The sequence below is a fragment of the Flavobacterium sp. WC2509 genome (assembly GCF_052683105.1).
The window spans coordinates 495,130-515,894 of record NZ_JBQZFG010000001.1 but is presented as its reverse complement, the minus strand read 5'-3'; the positions used below and the strand labels follow the sequence as shown (position 1 = coordinate 515,894).

Below are 20,765 nucleotides of genomic sequence, written 5' to 3'. Positions count from 1 at the left end.
TTACTTTTTAAAAAAGTTATAAAATTTCTATGTAAAAAAAAAACACTGATTAAAAGATCAGTGTTTTGTTAGCTATTCCAAATGCGGAATTATTATTTGAATAATGAGTTGCAATTTTATTTAGTTACAACAGTAATTGTTGTTGTCTTACTATTTTTGTTCAGCTGGAATGTAAATATTAAAAATGGCACCTTTATTTAATTTACCGCTTGCAGTGATAATTCCATTATGATTTTCTACAATCTTTCTGGCAATGGTTAGACCAATACCAGTACCTTCATAATTACCCTTTTCATGTAAACGTTGAAAAATTTCAAATATCTTATACTTGAATTCAGGTTCGAATCCTATTCCGTTATCAGCAATACTAATATGATGATAGTCTAGTTTTAGAGCAAATTTTTTAGCGTTTAAAGCATCGTATTTTATAAAATCACATTTAATGGTAATATGACATTTCAGATCTGGCTTGCAAAATTTGAGCGAATTATTAATAAGGTTTTGTAGTAATTGGCGAAATTGAAACGGAATGATGTTAACATCACTAAGTTTATGAACTTCAATGGTGGCTCCTTTTTCCTGTAATTGTTCCTTAAGCGAAGCCATTACATCTTGAACAATTTTATTGAGATCACTGATTTCAAACTTCCTTTGTGCAACGGTGGTGCGGGAATAAGCAAGTAAATCGTTTATGAGCGTTTGCATGTGTAATGCCGAAAGCCTAGTGCGTTCTACATAATGTTTTCCTTTTGGAGATAAATTGTCATATTCTTCATCCAAAATCCTTCCGGAGAAAGCTTGAATTTTTCTCAAAGGCTCTTGTAGATCATGACTTGAAATGAATGTAAAAGATTCCAGTTCTTTATTGGCAATAAGTAATTCGGCAGCACGTTTTTCTTTTTCTTTGTTCTGAAAAGCAAGCTCTTTATTAGCAATGATTAATTCGGCAGCACGTTTTTCTTTTTCTTCATTTTGAAAAGCAAGCTCTTTATTGGCGATGATTAATTCGGCAGCACGTTTTTCTTTCTCAATAATTTGAAGTGCCAGTTCTTTGTTGGCAATCACTAATTCTGCTGCTCGTTTTTCTTTTTCTTTGTTTTGAAAAGCAAGCTCTTTATTAGCAATGATTAATTCGGCAGCACGTTTTTCTTTTTCTTCATTTTGAAAAGCAAGCTCTTTATTGGCAATGATTAATTCGGCAGCGCGTTTTTCTTTTTCAATAATCTGAAGTGCCAGTTCTTTGTTTGCAATCACTAATTCTGCTGCTCGTTTTTCTTTTTCTTTGTTTTGAAAAGCAAGCTCTTTATTAGCGATGATTAATTCTGCTGCTCGTTTTTCTTTTTCTTCATTTTGAAAGGCAAGCTCTTTATTGGCAATAATTAATTCTTCGGCATAATTTGTTTGATCTTCAGTCTGAGAATCATTATTTTTAGTTGCAGTAAGTAATTTTTTGCTCATTCACTTTAGATAATTCTCAAAGGTAGTCAAGTAGATTTACATTTTACGATTTTTACTGTCTTTGGTTTGAATACTGCTATGGTTAAATAGTTTCAATTACACTCTCTTGCAATCTTCTGGATTTTGGTGTGGCTTCAATTCGGTTGAAATCATCTTCGGATGCATAACCTACAGCCATTGCAAATAGTGGTTTGTATGCTGTCATATTTAGAATATCCATGTATTTATCTGATTCGATGCCTTCCATTGGTGTAGAATCCAGACCTAATGCAATACTAGCTGTTAAACCAACTCCCAAAGCAATATAAACTTGTTTAGACAGCCATATTTTCAAATCTGCTTCTGGCATAGTTGCTTTAATCTGTTTGTACCAGTCACTTCTAGCTTGCGGTAATTCGTTTTCAACCACTTTTTGAAAGGCATTTAGATCGTCGGCTACACTAAATACAACTAATAATGGTGCCTGATTTACTTTTTCTGTATTGTGCATTGAAACAGAAGCTAATTTGGCTTTGATTTCTGGATTTTGTACAAAGGTAAATTTCCAGGGCTGAATATTTATAGAAGATGGAGAGAGGCGCAGTATTTCTTTCAAAGCTTCAATTTTTTCTTGAGGTATTGTTTTATCTGCGTTATATTTCTTTGTACTGTATCTTTTTTCTATTAACTCTAAAATATTCATGGTTCTATTTTTTGATGTTTTATGGTATTAATTTATTAGATACAAAGTTAAGCCTTTTATTATTTATGGCTCTCCTTTCGATTTTGTAGGCGACACCTTTGTTTTGGATAGGCGTTCCTTTGATTTTTGGAGGCTCGCCTTTAGTTTAGGTAGGTGTTGTAGTATCTGTAGGGGAGTAGTCATTAGATTGTATAAACTTTTTTCAGGACGAATACGATCGCTCTTTATTTCCATAATCAATAACGCAGTTTTACTTCGTTAGTTCGCTATCGCTCGTGTGCAAACTGCGCCCATCCCAATTGGCAACTAAAACATTTCTATTGTCTACTCTCGTTTGTGGGCACAGTTTGTAAAACTGAACTATCATTAGCGAAAATATTTAATGCATATTCTAGGACGTTGGGGGGCTCCTATACTTTGTAATAGGTTCTCCTATGTTTTTGATAAGATCTCCTATAGTTTTGGTAGGAGCAGCTATGATTTTGATAGGAGCTCCTATAGTTTTAATAGGTTCTCCTATGTTTTTGATAAGAGCTCCTATAGTTTTGGTAGGAGTTCCTATGATTTTGGTAGGAGCTCCTACAGTTTTGATAGGAGCTCCTATGTTTTTGGTAGGAGGACTTATAATGGGAGTTGTCATTAGATTTTGTAAACTTTTTTTAGTACGAATACAATCGTTCATTATTTCCATAATGATAGTGCAGTTTTATAAACTGCGCCCATCCCAATTGGCAATTAAAACATCTCTATTGTTTGTTCTTGTTTGTGGGCACAGTTTGCACACGAGCGATAGCGAACTGACGAAGTAAAACTGCGCTATCGTTAACGAGGATATTTATTGCATATTTAGGACGTCGGGTAAATTGATTCTAACCCGGAATGATTTTGATAGTGAATGACTATTATTGTTTGGGTCATTGTCAAGAACGAAGCAATCACGCTAACATAAGTAATCATCATTAATTAATTTGAATTGATATACAAAGCATACATGCTAAAATGGTGACCAATTAGTAAATTATTAAAAGGTTTTACTAAATTAGATAAATTAATTATTCAAAATAATCTCACAAATAAAACATGAAACCAGGATTTGTCTACATAATTACGAATAAATACCAAACGGTAGTTTACACCGGAGTTACTTCAAATCTCCCTCAAAGAATTCTGGAACATAGAGAAAAAAAATATCCGAATTCGTTTTCAGCACGTTATGATGTAAACTTATTAGTTTACTATGAGCAATTTCAATGGATTGAAGATGCGATAACTCGGGAAAAACAAATAAAAGCAGGTTCAAGACAAGTGAAAAATGATTTAATACGTTCAATGAATCCAACTTTGAAAGATTTATTTGATGAAATCAAGGATATAATGACTGAGTAATAAAAAATAAAACTCCATAAAAACATCATTGGGAGGAACAAAGCAAATGTATTTAGTTTATGTAGAGCTAATCATTGTTTTAGTCTTTACAAGGAACGAAGTAACCTCATTTTGCTATATCTGTTTCAATGAATTACAGGGCTTGCTTATGATAGTGAGATTGCTTCGTTCCTCGCAAGGACTTTGATTGGGGAATTGTATTGGTTGCTCAGCGTGCGTGACGAAGTCGGGAGACTTCGAGGAGCGTGAGAATTTTTACGTTCGCTGAGTCCTTGCGAGGCACGAAGCAATCACATTTGCTATATCCGTTCCAAATGATTTGCTGGACTTGATTATGATAATGAGATTGTTTCGTGCCTCTCAATGACTTTGATTTCGGAATTGTATTGGTTACTCAGCGTGTGTGGCGAAGTCGGGGACTTCGCTGAGCGGAGAATTTTACGTTCGCTGAGTCCTTGCGAGGCACGAAGCAATCACATTTGCTATATCCGTTCCAACTGATTTGCTGGACTTGATTATGATAATGAGATTGTTTCGTGCCTCTCAATGACTTTGATTTCGGAATTGTATTGGTTGCTCAGCGTGCGTGACGGAGTCTGGAGACTTCGCTGAGCGGGGCTTGCTTATGATAGTGAGATTGCTTCGTTCTTCTCAATGACTTTGATTTCGGAATTGTATTGGTTGCTCAGTGTGCGTGACGAAGTCGGGAGACTTCGCAGAGCGGGGGAATTTTTACGTTCGCTGAGTCCTTACGAGGCACGAAGCAATCACATTTGCTATATCCATTCCAAATGAATTGTTGGGCTTGCTTATGATAGTGAGATTGCTTCGTTCCTCGCAAGGACTTTGATTTCGGAATTGTATTGGTTGCTCAGCGTGTGTGGCGAAGTCAGGAGACTTCGCAGAGCGGAACTTTTGCTTTTTTATTTATCGTTTTAATTCAGTTTCTATTTTCTTTATTATTCTGCGTCCAACATAATCTTTAAGTTTACAATTCCATTTAAAATATTCTCCCCAATAACTTGTAATTCTACTTTTTGTTAAATTCCAATACTTTGGATTTTCACGAATAAATTTCAAATAACTTTCAATTGATTTTTCATTTATTTGGCTTTCAATTTCACTAATTATTTCGATTACATATTCTGATAAAACTTTCATTTTATATGGAATTACAAAATCTTCAAAATTGTCTTTTAGTATTTCTAATCTTTGCTGTCTTAAAAAGCCATTTTTATGAGTTAGATACACACAGTTTAGAATTACGTTTTGAGTTTCTGTTAATTCATCTTCAAAATTGTGTTTTGGCTCGTTTGAGTAAATTCTGTTTGGAATAATAATAGTTTCGCCATTAATGAAAATTGGTTTTTCTAAATTTAGATGTATTTCTAATTTTTCATTATTCAAAAAATCTATTACGATTTCAACATCATTTTGTAATTCACTTGGGAATGAATTCATCAAAACGTTTCTGTTATTTTCGTTAATGTCTTTTGAAACACTCATTTTTCGGTACGGTTTTTCGAAAGTGACGCCCAACTCGTTTATAGTTCTGATAAAATCCAACTTTCTCACCTTAAATAGGGTCGCTTAGTCTTATACCTGTCAGGTTTTATTTGTTTTCAAATGTATAAAAAAAGTATTATAAATTTTAATGGTTTTCACTTTGCAGTAAAGTCAAATTGAAAACAAGTTTTGGAATAGTTTTTTGAAAAACAAAAGTTTTCGCTTAGCCCCGATGGAAGGGAAAATCCTTTTTAATCTCTTTTTTTGAGATTAAAAAGATTGGAATGACAGCGGGAGTGAAGTTGATGAAAAATCGAACACTTCTGCTCCTAAAACAAAAAAAAACTGCAAAGTGTTGCCACACAATGCAGTTTTAAAAAATTGATTCTGTTTATTTATTCGTGTACCAACTCCGTTTGATTTCTGAAAACCAATTCGCCATCAAAAGAATCCAGTAAAATAACACTATCCGTTTTGATGTTGCCAGCGAGGATTTCTTTGGACAATTTATTCAAAACGTCTCTTTGTATCACACGTTTTACTGGTCGGGCACCAAATTGCGGATCATATCCTTTTTCGGATAGATACTGGATAGCTTCAAGCGTTGCATTCATCGTAATGCCTTGTTGTTCCAACATTTTGGTAATGCTTTTTAATTGCAAACCAACGATTTGGGTAATATTGGCATTGGTCAATGGTGTAAACATCACGATTTCGTCAATACGATTGATGAACTCTGGACGCACGGTTTGTTTCAATAATCCGAGGACTTCTATTTTTGCTAATTCCGTAGCGGCTTCGACACTTCCTTTTAGGTTTTCAAACTTATCCTGTATGATTTGGCTTCCCATATTGGAAGTCATAATGATAATCGTGTTTTTGAAATCGGCCAAACGTCCTTTGTTATCCGTCAAACGTCCTTCGTCAAGTACTTGCAACAAGATATTGAAGGTATCAGGATGTGCTTTTTCGATTTCATCCAGCAAAATCACAGAATACGGCTTTCTACGGACGGCTTCGGTCAATTGTCCGCCTTCGTCATAACCCACATATCCCGGAGGTGCACCCACCAAACGGCTCACGCTGTGGCGTTCCTGGTATTCGCTCATATCGATTCGGGTCATGGCGTTTTCATCGTCGAATAAATATTCTGCCAAGGCTTTTGCTAATTCAGTTTTTCCAACCCCTGTAGTTCCAAGGAAAAGGAAGGTTCCTACTGGTTTTTTCATGTCCTGCAATCCCGCACGGCTTCGGCGTACGGCATCACTTACCGCTTCGATAGCTTCTTCTTGACCAACAACACGTCTGTGCAATTCTTCTTCAAGGTGCAATAGTTTTTCGCGTTCTCCCTGTAACATTTTCATCACAGGTATTCCAGTCCATTTGGCAACTACTTCGGCGATATCTTCTCGTGTCACTTCTTCTTTTATCAACGAAGTTCCCGATTGGTTTTCTTGTAATTGTTTGGTAAATGTAGCCAATCGCTCTTGAGCTTCTTTGATTTTTCCGTAACGGATTTCGGCTACTTTTCCATAATCACCATCACGCTCGGCACGTTCGGCTTCGTATTTGAAATCTTCGATTTCGGTTTTTACGGTTTGAATATTGTCTACTACATCTTTTTCAGATTTCCATTTGGTGTAAATGATGTTTCGGTCTTCTTTTAAATTAGCCAAATCCAAACCTAATACTTTAAGCTTGCTTTCGTCTTTTTCACGTTTGATAGCTTCAATTTCGATTTCCAACTGCATTATTTTTCGATCCAAAACGTCTAATTCCTCAGGTTTAGAGTTGATTTCCATGCGCAGTTTAGAAGCAGCTTCGTCTATTAAATCGATGGCTTTATCTGGAAGAAAACGATTGGTAATATAACGTTGCGAAAGGGTTACGGCAGCAATAATAGCATCGTCCTTGATTTGTACTTTATGATGTGTTTCGTATTTTTCCTTGATGCCTCGAAGGATAGAAATAGCACTTTCGGTATCGGGTTCTTCAATTATTATTTTTTGAAAACGACGCTCGAGTGCTTTGTCTTTTTCAAAATATTTTTGGTATTCGTCCAAAGTTGTAGCACCGATAGCACGCAATTCTCCACGAGCCAAAGCAGGTTTTAAAATGTTTGCGGCATCCATAGCACCTTCGCCACCGCCAGCTCCTACGAGAGTGTGAATTTCATCAATAAAAAGAACAATATCTCCTTCGGCAGCGGTTACTTCTTTCACTACCGATTTCAAGCGTTCTTCAAATTCGCCCTTGTATTTTGCACCAGCAATTAAAGCTCCCATATCCAGAGAGAAAACTATTTTATCTTTTAAATTATCAGGTACGTCACCATCTACAATACGGTGTGCCAATCCTTCAGCAATGGCCGTTTTACCCACACCAGGTTCCCCAACCAGCATCGGGTTGTTTTTGGTTCTTCGGGTCAGAATTTGCAATACACGTCGAATTTCTTCGTCACGGCCAATTACAGGGTCTAGTTTTCCAGTTCGAGCTAGTTCGTTGAGGTTTTTTGCATATTTATTTAATGAATTGTATGTTTCTTCGGCTGATGCTGAGGTTACTCTTTCGCCTTTGCGCAATTCTGCTATCGCAGCTTTCAATCCTTTTCCGGTCGCCCCTTGATCTTTTAGGATTTGAGATACTTTGCTTTTAGAGTCAAATATAGCCAGAATCAAATGTTCAATCGAAACGTATTCATCATTCATTTTTTTGGCAATAATTTCGGCCTCGTTCAAAGCGGTATTGGCCGCTCTCGAAAGCTGTATTTCGCCTCCTGAGACTTTTGGAAAACTCTGAATGGTTGCATCCAAAATTTGAAGAAACAATGGTACATTGACATTGAGTTTTTTCAAAAGGAATGGTGCCACATTTTCATCTACTTCAAAAATAGCTTTGAAAATGTGTTCGTTTTCTATTTGTTGCTGACCCAAACTCTGAACCAATTGCTGTGAAAGCTGAATGGCTTCTTGCGATTTAATAGTGAATTTATTAATGTTCATGATTAAAGGTTTTATATGTTTTTATATTGTTTAATAATTAACTTTGCAAAATAATCATCAAATGATATTCCACTATAAATTTACGGACAATTTGACGTTTAAGTGATGATTTTTATCATATTATAAAGACAAAAAGACATAAAATAAGACAAAATGAGTATATTCAATTCCCTATTTGGTAGTTCAGAAGAAAATAAAGAAACAGGAAGTAAGATCAATTGGATTCCACTTCAGTTTATGGGGCAATTGGATGAAATAGTTGGCTTTTCGAATCAAAATCCTGTAGTTATTTTTAAACATAGTACGCGTTGTAGCATAAGCAGGTTTGCCTTAAAACAATTTGAAGCAGAGGCGTCGCAATACAACGTCTTTACTGAGAAGAATGTTTCTATGTATTTCTTGGATTTATTGGAATACCGCGATATTTCTAATGAAATTGCAACTCGTTTTAATGTGTATCATCAATCGCCTCAATTATTGTTGATTAAAGAAGGAAAATCTGTTTATGATGTTTCGCATGATGCGATTAATGCGGGAGATTTAGCGGAGAGATTGTTGTAATACTGATGATATAACCGACGTAATTGGCCACAGATTATACGGATTTAACGGATTTGCACAGATTTCAATCATACTTTTAAAATCTGAGCAAATTTGTGTTATTTTTTTTTATTCTAAAATTCCCCACTCGAACCGCCACCGCTAAATCCACCACCACCAAACTCCATTGGAGATTCCTCAACTTTTACTTCAGGTTCAATGCCAAATTGCGATGCAACTACAAGAGTTTGTAGATTGGCAAAAGCATTTGGATTCGAAAAGCGATCTGCTTTGAAAGTTATTCCAGTTTCGTTGTATTTTGTTTTTTTTATCGAAAAATATGTAAATGCAAATAATACTAGTCCACCAATAGTCAAAGCTACTTCTGGTGGTAAAATATGATGATATGTTCTGAAAGTAAAAAAGCTAAAGCAAAGTGCCAGAAAGCCAATCCAAAGCATTATTCGGTCTTTGTTTTTTAAAGAATAAACGAGATACGTTACCGGTATTATAAATGTGAATGCCCAAAAGAGTAAAGCAAAAGGAATTTCAGGACTTAAACCACTGTAATATTCTCCAGAAAGTGATGCGTTTAATTCTCTTACCACATAATAATTCCCTGCTAAATAAAATAGAATTAAGCAGAATCCTTTAGTTAGTTTTAGTCCGTTATAATAATAGGGTGCAGTTAGATTTTGTAGCTTCTTTTTAGAGATAAAATAACCAATTCCAGATAATAACATCATAACGAAAGGTAATATGGCTTTTCCAATTATAAGATAATCAAAAAACAAATAAGCTACACTTCCTGTTATTCCAATGCAGGCCAGAAGCGCCAAAGGAAGATTGAGATACCGCAAATACGCTACACTTGATACAATTGCCATTACAATAATTACAGCCAGATAATTTGGATCGTAGTTTTGTTGAGATGTAAGTCCAATAGCAATTAGCAACGCTAAAATAGCACCCAAAATAAAAGCATCATCTAAGCCATAACCGAAAAAAAACATTTCTCGGGACATAAATTCTTTGACTCCAAAACCAATTAAGGCAAAGAGATAGATGAAAAATAAGTAGGCATTGTCGATGATACCTAATCCTAAAAGCGATAAAAAACCACATATGGAAGAATACAACATGCAGCCCAGAATAAAAAAGCCAATTCGAATAAAAATATTGTTTTGACTTTTAAGTTTTACTATCTGATTACTATGTGTTTTGTATTGTTCTGCACTAATAAAACCCGATTGTTTCAATCGATGGGCTTCTTCGTCTATATATACATTATCCAAAAGAGTTTTATCGTATGCTATCATGACTAGTTTTTTTATTAAAATGTTTGATCAGTTTTATGCAACTAACTATAGAAAATCCCAAGTATATAGGGATTATGAAGAAAAACATCACTATAAAATCATCAAAATGAACCAAACCAATAATCCTTACAAAAAAGATATTCATCCCTATATAACCATATAAAATAGTGAAAAGAAAGAAGGAAATGGATCTAATTTGAAAACTTAGATTATAAAAATAATATGTAGTTATTCCCAATATGAAGCCAAAAGGGAACCAGTAATCATCGCATAAATTCACCATACAAGCAATACCAACTAAATGCAAGGAAAAAGTGAGATAAACCAAATTAAAGTGTTTTTTTAAATTGATTTTACTGGCATATAAAGTCCAAAGCAACAATGTCAAACCAAAAGCCAGACCAATATAACTCAACGTTCTGTTATTAAATATCTCGTTTTCAAAATAATGTTTTGGATCGACTGAAAGTCCTAAATAAGCTGCCATCCCTGTTATGCCGATGGATAAAACACTTTTGTTATCAAAATAATAGGCACAAAAAAGGCTAATGATTGTTGGAATTAAAGTAGCCAATCCGTAATGAGTTCCAAAAGTTTGGTATTGAAACTGCAAATATCCAACAAATGTACAGCTCAAAATAACCGCAGTTAGTACCAAATAATCATATAGCGGATTAGGAAAAGGAGCTTCTTCTTTTTTGAAACCCAGATGATTTTTAAAACAAAAGTAAAAACAGATGAATGTAACTAATAGCAATAGTCCAAGAAGAACCGTATGTCCAATTGTATCGATATTTTGATAAATTAAAATTCCAATGCCGGAAGTAAACATAAGCATCGAAAGATATAATAAGAGTTTCAATTCATTATGAACCGAAAACAAATTCAAACTTCTATAGGTCTTAACGGCTTCAAATTGCTCTTTGGTTATGTGATTTTGGTTAAAAAGCGGTTGCGTTGCTTGTTCTTCTAAATTTGCCATATCATTTAGTTAAGATGTTTATCAAATATATACAATTTTTAGTACTAATTGACGACAAGTATTTACTGAAAAAATGCTTTTCCCAACCTGTAGTGCAATCGAGGATTTATCTCAGAAATAACTAAACTATTTTAAGTAAATTGTATTCTTCAACACAATGACGTATATTGCTAAGTCATAAAACATACTTGATGAGCGATTTAAAAAAATATACAAATAAAACGAAAGCTGCTTTTATTCTACTGATTGTTATGGTAATTATCTTATTGAGTAATTTCAATACGTTACATAATTCCAAAAAAACGAATGAGGATATCAATGCCATCTTTAATGATCGATTGGTTGTAGAGCATTATATTTTTCAATATGCAAATGAACTTCATTCGATAAAAGCAAACGCGATAAATCCTCAATTGAATGAGCTTCAAAAAATGGAGGGGATTGCAATAGCTTTGGGTAATATGCAAAATATTGATGCACTATATTCAAAGACGGTTTTAACAGCAAATGAAGGACTATTTTTTAAGTCCTTTTTATCTTCTTGTACTACTATTAAAGAACGGAACAGAAATAAAAACTGGAATCAAATTGTAAATTCTAGTAATCAGGCATTACAAACATTAGGGAAACTTTCTCATCTTCAAATTAAAGAAGGAAAATCTAAATTAGATCATTCTAATGCTTTACACAGCGGAAATAATAGCTTGGGAGAGCTTGAAATTGCCCTGCTTGTTATTCTAAGCGGCATTACAGTCTATTTGTTGATGGCTAAGAAAGATAAAATAAAAGTCAAAATACCTGAAGCACCAAGTTTGAATTAAGCGATAATTTAAAAAAAAGACATTAGAATTTACTTGAGAATCCTAATGTCTTTTTTTTAAAGTATAAGTTTATGAGAGCATGATTTAGCTTAATAAGCTTTTGCCATTTTCTCTTTAATTTCAAACAAACAAAGATTATTAATACTGCCTTCGTGTGTATGTTTGGTTTCTTTTGGTGATTGATAAGCGCCAGCTTCCAATTGTTCAGCAACGGCTTTATATGCATCTCTAAATGGCATTCCAGCTACTACCATTTCATTTAAAGTGTCTACAGTAAACAAATAATCGTATTTTTTGTCTGCCAAAATATTATCTTTTACTTTAATATCCTTGATAGAGAAGATAGCAATGTCTAAACAAGCTTTCAGGTTTTGAATCGCTGGGAACAAACCTTCTTTCAATAATTGAAAATCCCTGTGGTAACCACTTGGTAAATTATTGGTGATTAAGGTAATTTCATACGGCAAGGCTTGAATTTTGTTGCATTTTCCACGAATTAACTCAAAAACATCTGGGTTTTTCTTGTGAGGCATAATGCTCGAACCTGTTGTTAAATGAGAAGGTAAACCGATAAAATCAAAATTCTGACTCATATACAAACAAACGTCCATTGAGAATTTTGCCAAAGTTGCAGCAACACTGCTCATAGCAAAAGCTACTGTTTTCTCCGATTTTCCGCGGCTCATTTGTGCCGCAACCGAATTGTATTTCAACGTTTCAAAACCTAATTCTTTGGTAGTAAAAGTTCTGTTGATAGGGAATGAACTTCCGTAACCTGCAGCTGAACCCAATGGGTTTTGATCTACTACTTTCAAAGCGGCATTCAACATTGTAATATCGTCAATAAGGGTTTCGGCATAAGCAGAAAACCACATCCCGAAAGAAGATGGCATTGCAATTTGTAAATGTGTATAACCTGGCAACAATACGTTTTGGTGTTTTTCTGCCGATTCCATCATTAAATCAAAAAGCGTTTTTACCTGCTCTTTTAATTCTTTGACAGCATCTTTTAAGTATAAATTCACATCAACCAAAACCTGATCGTTACGGGAACGTGCGGTGTGGATTTTCTTTCCAGCATCGCCTAATTTTACAGTTAGTAAATATTCAATTTTAGAGTGAACATCTTCAAAACTATCTTCAATTTCGAAATTTCCTTTTTCGACATCAGCGATGATATCCTCTAAAGCTAATACTAAAGAAGTAGTTTCTTCAGAAGTTAATAAACCAATTTTACCCAACATTTTGGCGTGAGCAATTGAGCCTAAGGCATCGTATTTAGCTAAAACTAAATCCAATTCACGGTCATTTCCAACGGTGAAATGTTCTATTTGTTTATCTGTTGGTATTCCTTTTTCCCAAAGTTTCATAATAATGTTTTTTGTTTTGTAAATACAAGTCACAACTTGTACTTACGGCAAATTATTTTTTATTTATTTTTAATATCTCTTTATCAAAATCCGAAAGATAGTCTCTATCTTGGATTATCCTGAATTTATCAAATTCTGATTCTGCTTTTAATTTGGCTTCTAATTGTGTTATTTTTCCTCTGTCTAACAAAATTGGATAATTTGAAAGTTGTAAAAAATTATTCAAAAAAGTACTCCAATCCTCCATTTTCATTAACAATTGTCGTTTTGCATTATTTTCGGCTAAATCCAAATAAGCAGAAACAATTCGGTTTAATTCTTGAATATGGCTTTCGCTCAAATAGTTTTTAGCAACAACAACATCTGTTTTCTGAATTTTACCTTCTGGTGCGTCTTTCCAAGTAGTTAAACCCATGTATAACTTAGTTGCATCAGCCTCTGTATAAATTATTTCAGCGGCTGTTTTTCCTGTTATCGCCCAATGCAATTTGTTTTGTACCGAAGCAAAAAAATCTTTAGTTTCTAAAGCTCCTTTTTCATAATCGGCAGAAAGGGCATAAATATCTGTTATTTTTTGATAAAATCGTCTTTCTGAAGAACGAATTTCTCTTATTTTACCTAATAATTCCTCAAAATAATCTTTACCGAATGAGGTACCATTTTTTAACATTTCATCATTTAAAACAAATCCTTTAATGATAAATTCTTTCAAGGTTTTGGTTGCCCAAATTCTAAACTGTGTAGCTTGTTTGGAATTGACTCGGTAACCAATGGCGATTATGGCGTCAAGATTATAGAAAGAGGTATTATAATTTTTTCCATCTGTAGCAGTTGCTCGAATTTTTCGAGTAACTGAAATCTCTTCTAATTCTTGACTTTTAAAAATTTCTTTTAAATGATACGTTACCGTATGAGATTCTACTCCAAATAACGCTGCAATTGCTTTTTGTGTTAACCAAAAACTCTCATCTATATAGGTTACTTCGACATTGATTTTGCTGTCGCTAGTTTGATATAGTAAAATGGGTTTTTGCATGGTTATTATTTTATAAATTGACTTAGCTTTCCTAAATCCTTAGCCCCGATTGCTTCGCCAGCTCGCTGTCGCTCATGTGTAGTGAAAATCCTTTTATGGCGGGGTTCGCCATAAAAGATTACTTCACTTTGCATCTTTTTTTATAGGAGTTCAATGAACTTCTTTTGTAACGAATAGCGGGATTAGCTCCTGAAAATTATTTAATTCTTCAAGAAGTCTCCAAGTATTTTAATATACAATTGGATTCCTTCTTCGATTTCGTTTATAAATATAAATTCATCTGCTGAATGTGACCGCAAGCTTTCTCCTGGCCCTAACTTCAAGGATTGACAGCTCAAAACTGATTGATCAGAAAGGGTAGGTGAGCCATAAGTGGTTCTTCCTAACTTAATTCCTGCTTGTACCAATCCGTGCGAAACTGGAATTGATGAAGCATTTAAATGCATTGAGCGAGGCGTAACTTCGGCGTTAACATTGGCTCTTATGGTTTCTAAAATTTCGGTATTATTGTAACAATCAGTCACCCGAATATCGACAACCAAATGACATTCTGCAGGAACAACATTGTGTTGTTTTCCGGCTGTAACTTGGGTTACGGTCATTTTTACAGGACCTAAAACGTCTGATATTTTTTCGAATTGAAAGGTCTTAAACCAATCAATTACTGGCATTGCATTATAAATTGGATTGTCAGGATTGTTATGTGCGGCGTGACTTGCTGTTCCTTTTACTACAACATCTAGAACCAATAATCCTTTTTCGGCTACTGCCAATTGCATCAATGTTGGTTCACCAACGATAGCACATTCTAATTCTGGTAAATGTTTTAAAACACTATTTAATCCATTTTTTCCGCTGCTTTCTTCTTCTGCTGAAGCAACAATAACGATGTTATAAGGCAGATTTTTGGTAGCATAAAAATGTGTGAAAGTTGCGATTAGCGATACCAAACATCCGCCGGCATCATTGCTTCCAAGACCAAATAATTTTCCATCTTTTACAATCGCTTCAAAAGGATCGTTAGTGTAGCCTTGGTTAGGTCTTACCGTATCATGATGTGAATTGAGTAAAAGTGTAGGTTTGGATTTATCAAAATGTTGATTGTAAGCCCAAATATTATTGTTTTCCCGCTCAAAAGGGATGTTATTTTGTGTAAACCAATTTTCGATTAAAAGGGCTGTTTGATCTTCTTCGCTCGAAAAGGAAGGAGTTTGAATTAGCGATTTTAATAACGCAATGGCTTCTTGTATAAGAGTTTCTATGTTTTTCATAAAGTTATTGTGGTATGCAATGCAGCCTTGTTTTGTAACATTCTATGATGACCAATTTTTATTTGTTGAACGCCTTTAGACAAGCTATTGAAACAGTTGTCTAATTTAGGAATCATTCCAGAGTGAATGGCTCCTTCTTCTTTTAATTTCGCATATAGCGCTGAGTTTATTTGTTGAATTACCGAATCTTCATCTTCAACATCCGTTAGAACTCCCGCTTTTTCGAAGCAATAATTCAAAGTCACTTCAAAAACTTCGGAGGCTGCAATGGCTAATTCACTAGCAATCGTGTCGGCATTCGTATTCAATAATTGTCCGTTTTTATCGTGAGTGATAGCACAAAATACAGGAACAATTCCATTAGAAATCAAAGTTTCTAATAGAGGAGTATTGACTTTTTGCACATCTCCAACAAAGCCATAATCAATGGTTGGGTGATTTCTTTTGGTGGATTGAATTAAATTCCCATCAGCACCCGAAAAACCCATTGCATTAGTGTTATTGGCTTGTAATTGAGCGACAACATTTTTGTTAATTTCACCCGCATAAATCATTACTACAACATCCAGCATTGGTTTGTCGGTTATACGTCGACCCTCAATCATTTGAGGAATCAATCCGATACTTTGTGCCATTTTGGTAGCCGATTTTCCGCCACCGTGAACCAGGATTTTGTAGCCTTCAATCTTAGAGAAATCCGCTAAGAATTGTGACAATTCAGTTGGATTATCAATGATGTTTCCACCAATTTTTATGATAGATAATGGTTTTTTCATTTTACAAGTTTAAAAGTCTTTACTTTTTATTCTATTATCTATTTGTCTAATTTTTTCAAAATCTTCTGCAAAACCAATTGCGCTGAATACGTTCTATTATTCGCTTGCTCAATCACAATAGAATTTTCGCTGTCTATTACTTCGTCAGTAACGATGACATTTCTTCTTACAGGTAAACAGTGCATGAATTTAGCATTGTTTGTTAATGCCATTTTTTCGGCAGTAACAGTCCAATTTGGGTCGGAATTTGTAATTTTTCCGTATTCCTTATAATTGCTCCAGTTTTTAGTATAGATAAAATCTGCGTTTTCAAAAGCTTTGTTTTGATCGTGTTCGATTTTAGAATCTTTAGTAATTTCAGGATTCAGTTCGTAACCTTCTGGGTGCGTAATGACAAAATCCATTTCAGTTTGCAGTTGCATCATTTCTACGAATGAATTGGCAACAGCTTGAGGCAAAGCTCTTGGGTGAGGTGCCCATGATAATACCACTTTTGGTCTGTGTTTGGTTTTGTGTTCTGCCATTGTGATAGCATCGGCAAGGGATTGTAAAGGATGTCCCGTAGCACTTTCCATATTTACAACAGGGACAGTAGCGTATTTCAAGAAACCTGAGATTACGGTTTCGGCATTGTCTTTTTCTTTGTCTACTAATCCTGCAAAAGCTCTAATGGCAATTATATCTGCATATTGTGAAACTACTTCGGCAGCTTCTTTGATATGTTCCGAAGCACCTTGATTCATTACGGTTCCATCCTCAAATTCTAATGTCCAGCCTTCGCTTCCAAAGTTCATTACCATAACGTTCATTCCTAAATTTATGGCTGCTTTTTGAGTACTCAAACGGGTTCTCAAACTAGAGTTGAAAAACAACATTACTAAGGTTTTATTTTTTCCTAGTTTTTTATTTTTGAGTGGTTTTTTTTTGATATTTATGGCTTCTTTCACCCATTTTTGGAGTGAATCTATTTCTTTTATTGAAGTGTAGTTCATTTTTTTATAGTTTAATCGGGTTAATCGTTAATTTGTTTAATCGATTAAACGAATTAACGATTAACCAATTCAACTTTTTTTATAATTATAGTTTTAATGCGTATTGAGTCAATAATCCCACCAACAAAGCAATTCCAAAACTCAATAATGTTCCTATTAATATATATTCTGTCAATTTCCGTTCTTTGGATTCTTTTAAATCGCCAAATCTGAAAACTGATTTTGTGGCTAATAAAAAGCCAACTGCTTCAAAATGGTTGGTGCAAATAAATAGAAAAACCAATAATCTTTCGAGTATTCCAATGTATTTGCCAGCATTCTTTAGCGACTGCTCTTTTTCATTGGAAATCGCATCCGACCATGGTTTTATTAAAACACCCAAGATAATTGAAACGGGCTGTGTTAAAAAAAGAATCGCCGTTGCAAGTATTATAAATGTATCTGAAAGTAAAAAATCAAAAAGTTGTTTCTCGCTGTTTTGCCAATAGAGGCCTAAAAAAACAATTACAATGAGATGAAGTATTTGGTCAGTAATAAACCAAGTAATCTTAGAACTTTCTTTTTGAAATTTTAACTTGATATAATCGATAATCAAGTGGCTAAATGCTATGCTTGCTATTAATTTCCAACTGCTTATGTCAAATAAAAGAAGTAAAGACAGTAATCCATGTATGGATGCATGAGCATATAATTGCCACGCCAATCCTTTTTTTTCTTCTTTTGCTTTAACCCAACTATTGGGTTGTAATAAAAAATCACCCAATATATGTGCTAAAATTAATTTGACAAGAATCATCATGATAGTATTTCTTTTAGCTTAAAACGATACATTTTGTCTAATTCTTGTATTTCATCAACATGGGCACGTTTGAACCGGCCACTCACTGAATTTTGTCCAATACCTAAAATGGTTCCTATTTCAGTTTGTTTTTTTTCTGGATCTTCAAATAGGGTAGTAAACAATGTTGCCGAATTTACTGTCCAGGCATCCATTTGTATAACGGCTAATTTTAGATATAAATTCATCTCATAATCAAAATTTGGAAATGAGGACTGAATCGCTAATGTTGTTTTCTCTTTTTTTAATTTTTCAAATTTTTCACCCGAATTGATAAAAGCAGTACCATTACTTTCCGAAATTCTATCGGCAGTGTACTCTTTTGTACCTATGCCTATAGCCATCCGGACATCAATTGAATTGGCTTTTTTTCGGTCTTCATTCACATTAATACTTTTTATCAATGCTTTTATTTTTAATGCTAAAAGCAAGGCTTCTTCGGCATTCTCGATTTCAATTTGAAAATAATCACCTCTATAAATTTCCCATTTCTGAGGTGTTGAACCGTAATCGGCTAACAGCTTTTTTAAAGGAGTTATCCAAATTTCCTGATTCACTACTTTGCGTGAATTGATAATGTCGGCGGTTATAATTGCTATCATAATTCAAATATCGCATTAATTAGTGATATTTCAAAATATCGTGTAATTTAATGATATTTTAAAATATCGTTCAAAACAGTGATAAACTAAAATATCATCTTATCAACCGATATCATTAAATTATCTTCGTGAATTTAATTTTTGCCTCTATAGCTTTCAGCATAAAATTATCTTCGAGTCCGTTAACAACCCAAGTTTCGATGTTAGCAGCTTTGGCAATAGCTGCTGAATCAATTTTAGATTGCATGCCACCTGTTCCATGAGACGATTTTTTGTCGCCAATTTCCTTTTGCAACAGTGATAAATCGGTTACTAATTCTATTGTTTCAGGCACTTCATCGTTTATTGACGATTTAGTGTAAATTCCGTTAGTATTAGTTGCAATTATGAGAATATCAACGTTTAATAAAACAGCGGTTAATGCTGCTAACTTATCATTATCTCCAAATTTAATCTCATCGGTCGCAACCGTATCATTTTCATTGATAATCGGAATATAATTATTTTTGACTAATACATTGATCGTGTTTACAATGTTAACTTTGGATTGTTGTTTCTCAAAATCAGAGTAGGATAGAAGACATTGCGAGATATGCAATCCTAAATCACTAAAATTTTCATGGTAAATCCGCATCAAATGAGGCTGACCAATCGACGCTAAGGCTTGTTTTACAAAAACATCTTTATCATTATTGTCTAATTTTACAAATTGTTTGGCTGCAGCAATCGCTCCAGAGCTAACAATGATAAATTCATATTGGTCTTGTAAAGCGGCTATCTGCATCCCAATATCCTCAATCTTTCCTCTCGAAATATGATTGGTTTCTTTGGTTAAGGTGTTACTGCCTAATTTTAATAGTATTCTTTTTTTAGCCATTTTTTTTAAGTCTCTAAGGTTCTGAGTTGCTAAGATTCTAAGTTTCTACTTTGAATCTGAAATCAACAATCTGCAATCTAAATTCTGCAATCTGTCTTAGCGAATTTGTCCTTCACCATAAACATACCATTTATTGGTCACTAAATGCTGTAATCCAATTGGTCCGCGTTGGTGTAATTTATCTGTACTGATTGCCAATTCTCCTCCTAAACCAAATTGACCACCATCGGTAAAACGAGTGGAGGCATTTTGATAAACTGCTGCAGAATCTACATTGTCCATGAATTCTTGCGCAACAGCATCATTTTGTGTAATTATTGAAGCAGAATGTCCACCACAATATTTATTAATTTTTGCAATTGCCTCTTCATCAGAATTTACGACTCCAACAACAATTTTATAATTCAAAAACTCTTCGTACCAAATTTCTTCGTTTGGAATTACAGGCACCTGAGTCGCATTTGCGAAAGCAGTATCACCTAAAATTTCAACCTTATACTTTTTCAATTCATCAACTAATTGTTTGGCAAAAACTTCCCAATTAGGTAATTTGGTATCAATTAAAACCTTGTCTAAAGCATTACAAACACCAATATTGGTTGTTTTTCCATTGATAATAATGTCCAACGCTTTTTTCAAATCAGCTTCTTGATTTACGTAAACGAAGTTATTTCCACGACCACTTACAATAACTGGGCAAGTAGCGTGTTTTTTTGTAAACTCAATCAATTTTTCGCCGCCACGAGGCACGATTAAATCGACTTTTTGTGTTGGTTTTTCTAAGAAAGCCTGAGTTTCAACACGGTTGTAATTCAAATATTCAACCCAGTCTTTAGATATATCATTTTCTTCCAAGGCTTGGTGCCAAAGAGATACAATTTTCAAATTCGACAACAAAGATTCTTTTCCGCCTTTCAGCAAAATTTTGTTTCCGGATTTAAAAGCGATTCCTCCTGCTTCAACAGTTACGTCAGGACGTGATTCATAAATGATCATTATTGTTCCGAAAGCAGCCGTTTTATTGCTTACTTTCATTCCGTTTTCATGAGTGAAATTAAAACGAACCTGTCCAATAGGATCTTCCTGACTAGCCAATTGCTGCATCGACAAAATCATTCCGTCAATTTTAGCATCGTCTACCAACAAACGTTTTTCCATAGCCAAATCATCTCCAGAATAATTGCTCATATCCTGTTGATTAATTGCTTTAATGTCGGCTCTTTCTTGTTCTAAAAGTACAGCCATACGGCTTAAAACAGCATTTCTTTTTTCTATGGATAATAATGTGTTCATTTTTATAAAATTAT

At 34.2% G+C, this 20,765-nt stretch carries 19 protein-coding genes; 3 read left to right on the top strand and 16 right to left on the bottom strand.

Going from position 1 to position 20,765, the window contains the following annotated elements:
- Positions 1-150: 150 nt before the first annotated feature.
- The 3 genes from ACUN3A_RS01925 to ACUN3A_RS01915 form a co-directional block, all read right to left on the bottom strand.
- A complete protein-coding gene (locus ACUN3A_RS01925) occupies positions 151-1,458 on the bottom strand; it encodes a sensor histidine kinase (protein ID WP_445549667.1) in 1,308 nt (435 codons plus the stop codon).
- Positions 1,459-1,540: 82 nt separating this feature from the next.
- Entirely contained in the window at positions 1,541-2,140 is a 600-nt protein-coding gene (locus ACUN3A_RS01920; RefSeq protein ID WP_445549666.1) for a nitroreductase family protein, read from the bottom strand.
- Positions 2,141-2,531: 391 nt separating this feature from the next.
- Positions 2,532-2,831 (bottom strand): hypothetical protein, encoded by a 300-nt coding sequence (locus tag ACUN3A_RS01915; protein WP_445549665.1) that lies wholly within the window; start codon positions 2,829-2,831, stop codon positions 2,532-2,534.
- Between the two features lie 389 nt (positions 2,832-3,220).
- Here ACUN3A_RS01915 and ACUN3A_RS01910 point away from each other — a divergent pair, with 389 nt between their 5' ends.
- Positions 3,221-3,526, top strand: a complete 306-nt coding sequence (locus tag ACUN3A_RS01910; RefSeq protein WP_445549664.1) for a GIY-YIG nuclease family protein — start codon at positions 3,221-3,223, stop codon at positions 3,524-3,526.
- A 927-nt stretch (positions 3,527-4,453) separates the two neighbouring features.
- Here the strand turns inward: ACUN3A_RS01910 and ACUN3A_RS01905 are convergent.
- Together ACUN3A_RS01905 and clpB are read right to left on the bottom strand one after the other, a co-directional pair.
- Positions 4,454-5,032: a hypothetical protein gene (locus tag ACUN3A_RS01905; RefSeq protein ID WP_445549663.1), complete on the bottom strand. Its 579-nt coding sequence runs from the start codon at positions 5,030-5,032 to the stop codon at positions 4,454-4,456.
- A gap of 395 nt (positions 5,033-5,427) precedes the next feature.
- Positions 5,428-8,034, bottom strand: a complete 2,607-nt coding sequence (clpB, locus tag ACUN3A_RS01900; protein ID WP_445549662.1) for an ATP-dependent chaperone ClpB — start codon at positions 8,032-8,034, stop codon at positions 5,428-5,430.
- Between the two features lie 153 nt (positions 8,035-8,187).
- Here clpB and ytxJ point away from each other — a divergent pair, with 153 nt between their 5' ends.
- Positions 8,188-8,595, top strand: a complete 408-nt coding sequence (gene ytxJ, locus ACUN3A_RS01895) for a bacillithiol system redox-active protein YtxJ (RefSeq protein WP_445549661.1) — start codon at positions 8,188-8,190, stop codon at positions 8,593-8,595.
- Positions 8,596-8,708: 113 nt separating this feature from the next.
- On the opposite strand, the gene ACUN3A_RS01890 is transcribed toward ytxJ, so the two are convergent.
- Together ACUN3A_RS01890 and ACUN3A_RS01885 are read right to left on the bottom strand one after the other, a co-directional pair.
- Positions 8,709-9,893 carry a hypothetical protein gene (locus tag ACUN3A_RS01890; protein ID WP_445549660.1) on the bottom strand — a complete coding sequence of 395 codons (1,185 nt, stop codon included), beginning with the start codon at positions 9,891-9,893 and terminating at the stop codon, positions 8,709-8,711.
- On the bottom strand, positions 9,877-10,875 hold the full coding sequence (locus ACUN3A_RS01885; protein ID WP_445549659.1) for a DUF2157 domain-containing protein: 999 nt from the start codon (positions 10,873-10,875) through the stop codon (positions 9,877-9,879). The genes ACUN3A_RS01890 and ACUN3A_RS01885 overlap by 17 nt, the downstream gene beginning before the upstream one ends.
- 191 nt (positions 10,876-11,066) lie before the next feature.
- On the opposite strand from ACUN3A_RS01885, the gene ACUN3A_RS01880 reads away from it, so the two are divergent.
- Positions 11,067-11,696 carry an MCP four helix bundle domain-containing protein gene (locus ACUN3A_RS01880; protein WP_445549658.1) on the top strand — a complete coding sequence of 210 codons (630 nt, stop codon included), beginning with the start codon at positions 11,067-11,069 and terminating at the stop codon, positions 11,694-11,696.
- 89 nt (positions 11,697-11,785) lie between these two features.
- Here the strand turns inward: ACUN3A_RS01880 and argH are convergent, their stop codons facing one another.
- The 9 genes from argH to ACUN3A_RS01835 all read right to left on the bottom strand — a co-directional run bounded on the left by argH (position 11,786) and on the right by ACUN3A_RS01835 (position 20,751).
- Complete coding sequence (argH, locus tag ACUN3A_RS01875) at positions 11,786-13,066, bottom strand: argininosuccinate lyase (protein WP_445549657.1); 1,281 nt, start codon at positions 13,064-13,066, stop codon at positions 11,786-11,788.
- Between the two features lie 52 nt (positions 13,067-13,118).
- Entirely contained in the window at positions 13,119-14,102 is a 984-nt protein-coding gene (locus ACUN3A_RS01870) for a virulence RhuM family protein (protein WP_445549656.1), read from the bottom strand.
- Between the two features lie 200 nt (positions 14,103-14,302).
- Positions 14,303-15,373, bottom strand: coding sequence for a M20 family metallo-hydrolase (locus tag ACUN3A_RS01865; protein ID WP_445549655.1), 1,071 nt, complete (start codon positions 15,371-15,373; stop codon positions 14,303-14,305).
- A complete protein-coding gene (gene argB, locus ACUN3A_RS01860; protein ID WP_445549654.1) occupies positions 15,370-16,149 on the bottom strand; it encodes an acetylglutamate kinase in 780 nt (259 codons plus the stop codon). The genes ACUN3A_RS01865 and argB overlap by 4 nt, the downstream gene beginning before the upstream one ends.
- A 38-nt stretch (positions 16,150-16,187) precedes the next feature.
- Positions 16,188-17,141 carry an N-acetylornithine carbamoyltransferase gene (locus ACUN3A_RS01855; protein ID WP_445549653.1) on the bottom strand — a complete coding sequence of 318 codons (954 nt, stop codon included), beginning with the start codon at positions 17,139-17,141 and terminating at the stop codon, positions 16,188-16,190.
- Positions 17,142-17,226: 85 nt separating this feature from the next.
- Positions 17,227-17,940: a DUF3307 domain-containing protein gene (locus ACUN3A_RS01850; RefSeq protein WP_445549652.1), complete on the bottom strand. Its 714-nt coding sequence runs from the start codon at positions 17,938-17,940 to the stop codon at positions 17,227-17,229.
- Positions 17,937-18,581: a transcriptional regulator gene (locus tag ACUN3A_RS01845; RefSeq protein WP_445549651.1), complete on the bottom strand. Its 645-nt coding sequence runs from the start codon at positions 18,579-18,581 to the stop codon at positions 17,937-17,939. Before ACUN3A_RS01845 ends, ACUN3A_RS01850 begins: the two co-directional genes overlap by 4 nt.
- 115 nt (positions 18,582-18,696) lie before the next feature.
- Positions 18,697-19,458, bottom strand: a complete 762-nt coding sequence (proB, locus tag ACUN3A_RS01840) for a glutamate 5-kinase (RefSeq protein ID WP_445549650.1) — start codon at positions 19,456-19,458, stop codon at positions 18,697-18,699.
- 96 nt (positions 19,459-19,554) lie between these two features.
- The gene (locus ACUN3A_RS01835) at positions 19,555-20,751 is read right to left on the bottom strand and encodes a glutamate-5-semialdehyde dehydrogenase (protein ID WP_445549649.1); all 1,197 of its coding nucleotides are present in this window, start codon (positions 20,749-20,751) and stop codon (positions 19,555-19,557) included.
- Between the last annotated feature and the right edge of the window lie 14 nt (positions 20,752-20,765).

Bases quoted from the DNA above. Each gene is read 5' to 3' on its own strand.
- ACUN3A_RS01925 (WP_445549667.1), bottom strand. From the start codon at position 1,458: ATGAGCAAAAAATTACTTACTGCAACTAAAAATAATGATTCTCAGACT.
- ACUN3A_RS01920 (WP_445549666.1), bottom strand. From the start codon at position 2,140: ATGAATATTTTAGAGTTAATAGAAAAAAGATACAGTACAAAGAAATAT.
- ACUN3A_RS01915 (WP_445549665.1), bottom strand. From the start codon at position 2,831: ATGGAAATAATGAACGATTGTATTCGTACTAAAAAAAGTTTACAAAAT.
- ACUN3A_RS01910 (WP_445549664.1), top strand. From the start codon at position 3,221: ATGAAACCAGGATTTGTCTACATAATTACGAATAAATACCAAACGGTA.
- ACUN3A_RS01905 (WP_445549663.1), bottom strand. From the start codon at position 5,032: ATGAGTGTTTCAAAAGACATTAACGAAAATAACAGAAACGTTTTGATG.
- clpB (WP_445549662.1), bottom strand. From the start codon at position 8,034: ATGAACATTAATAAATTCACTATTAAATCGCAAGAAGCCATTCAGCTT.
- ytxJ (WP_445549661.1), top strand. From the start codon at position 8,188: ATGAGTATATTCAATTCCCTATTTGGTAGTTCAGAAGAAAATAAAGAA.
- ACUN3A_RS01890 (WP_445549660.1), bottom strand. From the start codon at position 9,893: ATGATAGCATACGATAAAACTCTTTTGGATAATGTATATATAGACGAA.
- ACUN3A_RS01885 (WP_445549659.1), bottom strand. From the start codon at position 10,875: ATGGCAAATTTAGAAGAACAAGCAACGCAACCGCTTTTTAACCAAAAT.
- ACUN3A_RS01880 (WP_445549658.1), top strand. From the start codon at position 11,067: ATGAGCGATTTAAAAAAATATACAAATAAAACGAAAGCTGCTTTTATT.
- argH (WP_445549657.1), bottom strand. From the start codon at position 13,066: ATGAAACTTTGGGAAAAAGGAATACCAACAGATAAACAAATAGAACAT.
- ACUN3A_RS01870 (WP_445549656.1), bottom strand. From the start codon at position 14,102: ATGCAAAAACCCATTTTACTATATCAAACTAGCGACAGCAAAATCAAT.
- ACUN3A_RS01865 (WP_445549655.1), bottom strand. From the start codon at position 15,373: ATGAAAAACATAGAAACTCTTATACAAGAAGCCATTGCGTTATTAAAA.
- argB (WP_445549654.1), bottom strand. From the start codon at position 16,149: ATGAAAAAACCATTATCTATCATAAAAATTGGTGGAAACATCATTGAT.
- ACUN3A_RS01855 (WP_445549653.1), bottom strand. From the start codon at position 17,141: ATGAACTACACTTCAATAAAAGAAATAGATTCACTCCAAAAATGGGTG.
- ACUN3A_RS01850 (WP_445549652.1), bottom strand. From the start codon at position 17,940: ATGATGATTCTTGTCAAATTAATTTTAGCACATATATTGGGTGATTTT.
- ACUN3A_RS01845 (WP_445549651.1), bottom strand. From the start codon at position 18,581: ATGATAGCAATTATAACCGCCGACATTATCAATTCACGCAAAGTAGTG.
- proB (WP_445549650.1), bottom strand. From the start codon at position 19,458: ATGGCTAAAAAAAGAATACTATTAAAATTAGGCAGTAACACCTTAACC.
- ACUN3A_RS01835 (WP_445549649.1), bottom strand. From the start codon at position 20,751: ATGAACACATTATTATCCATAGAAAAAAGAAATGCTGTTTTAAGCCGT.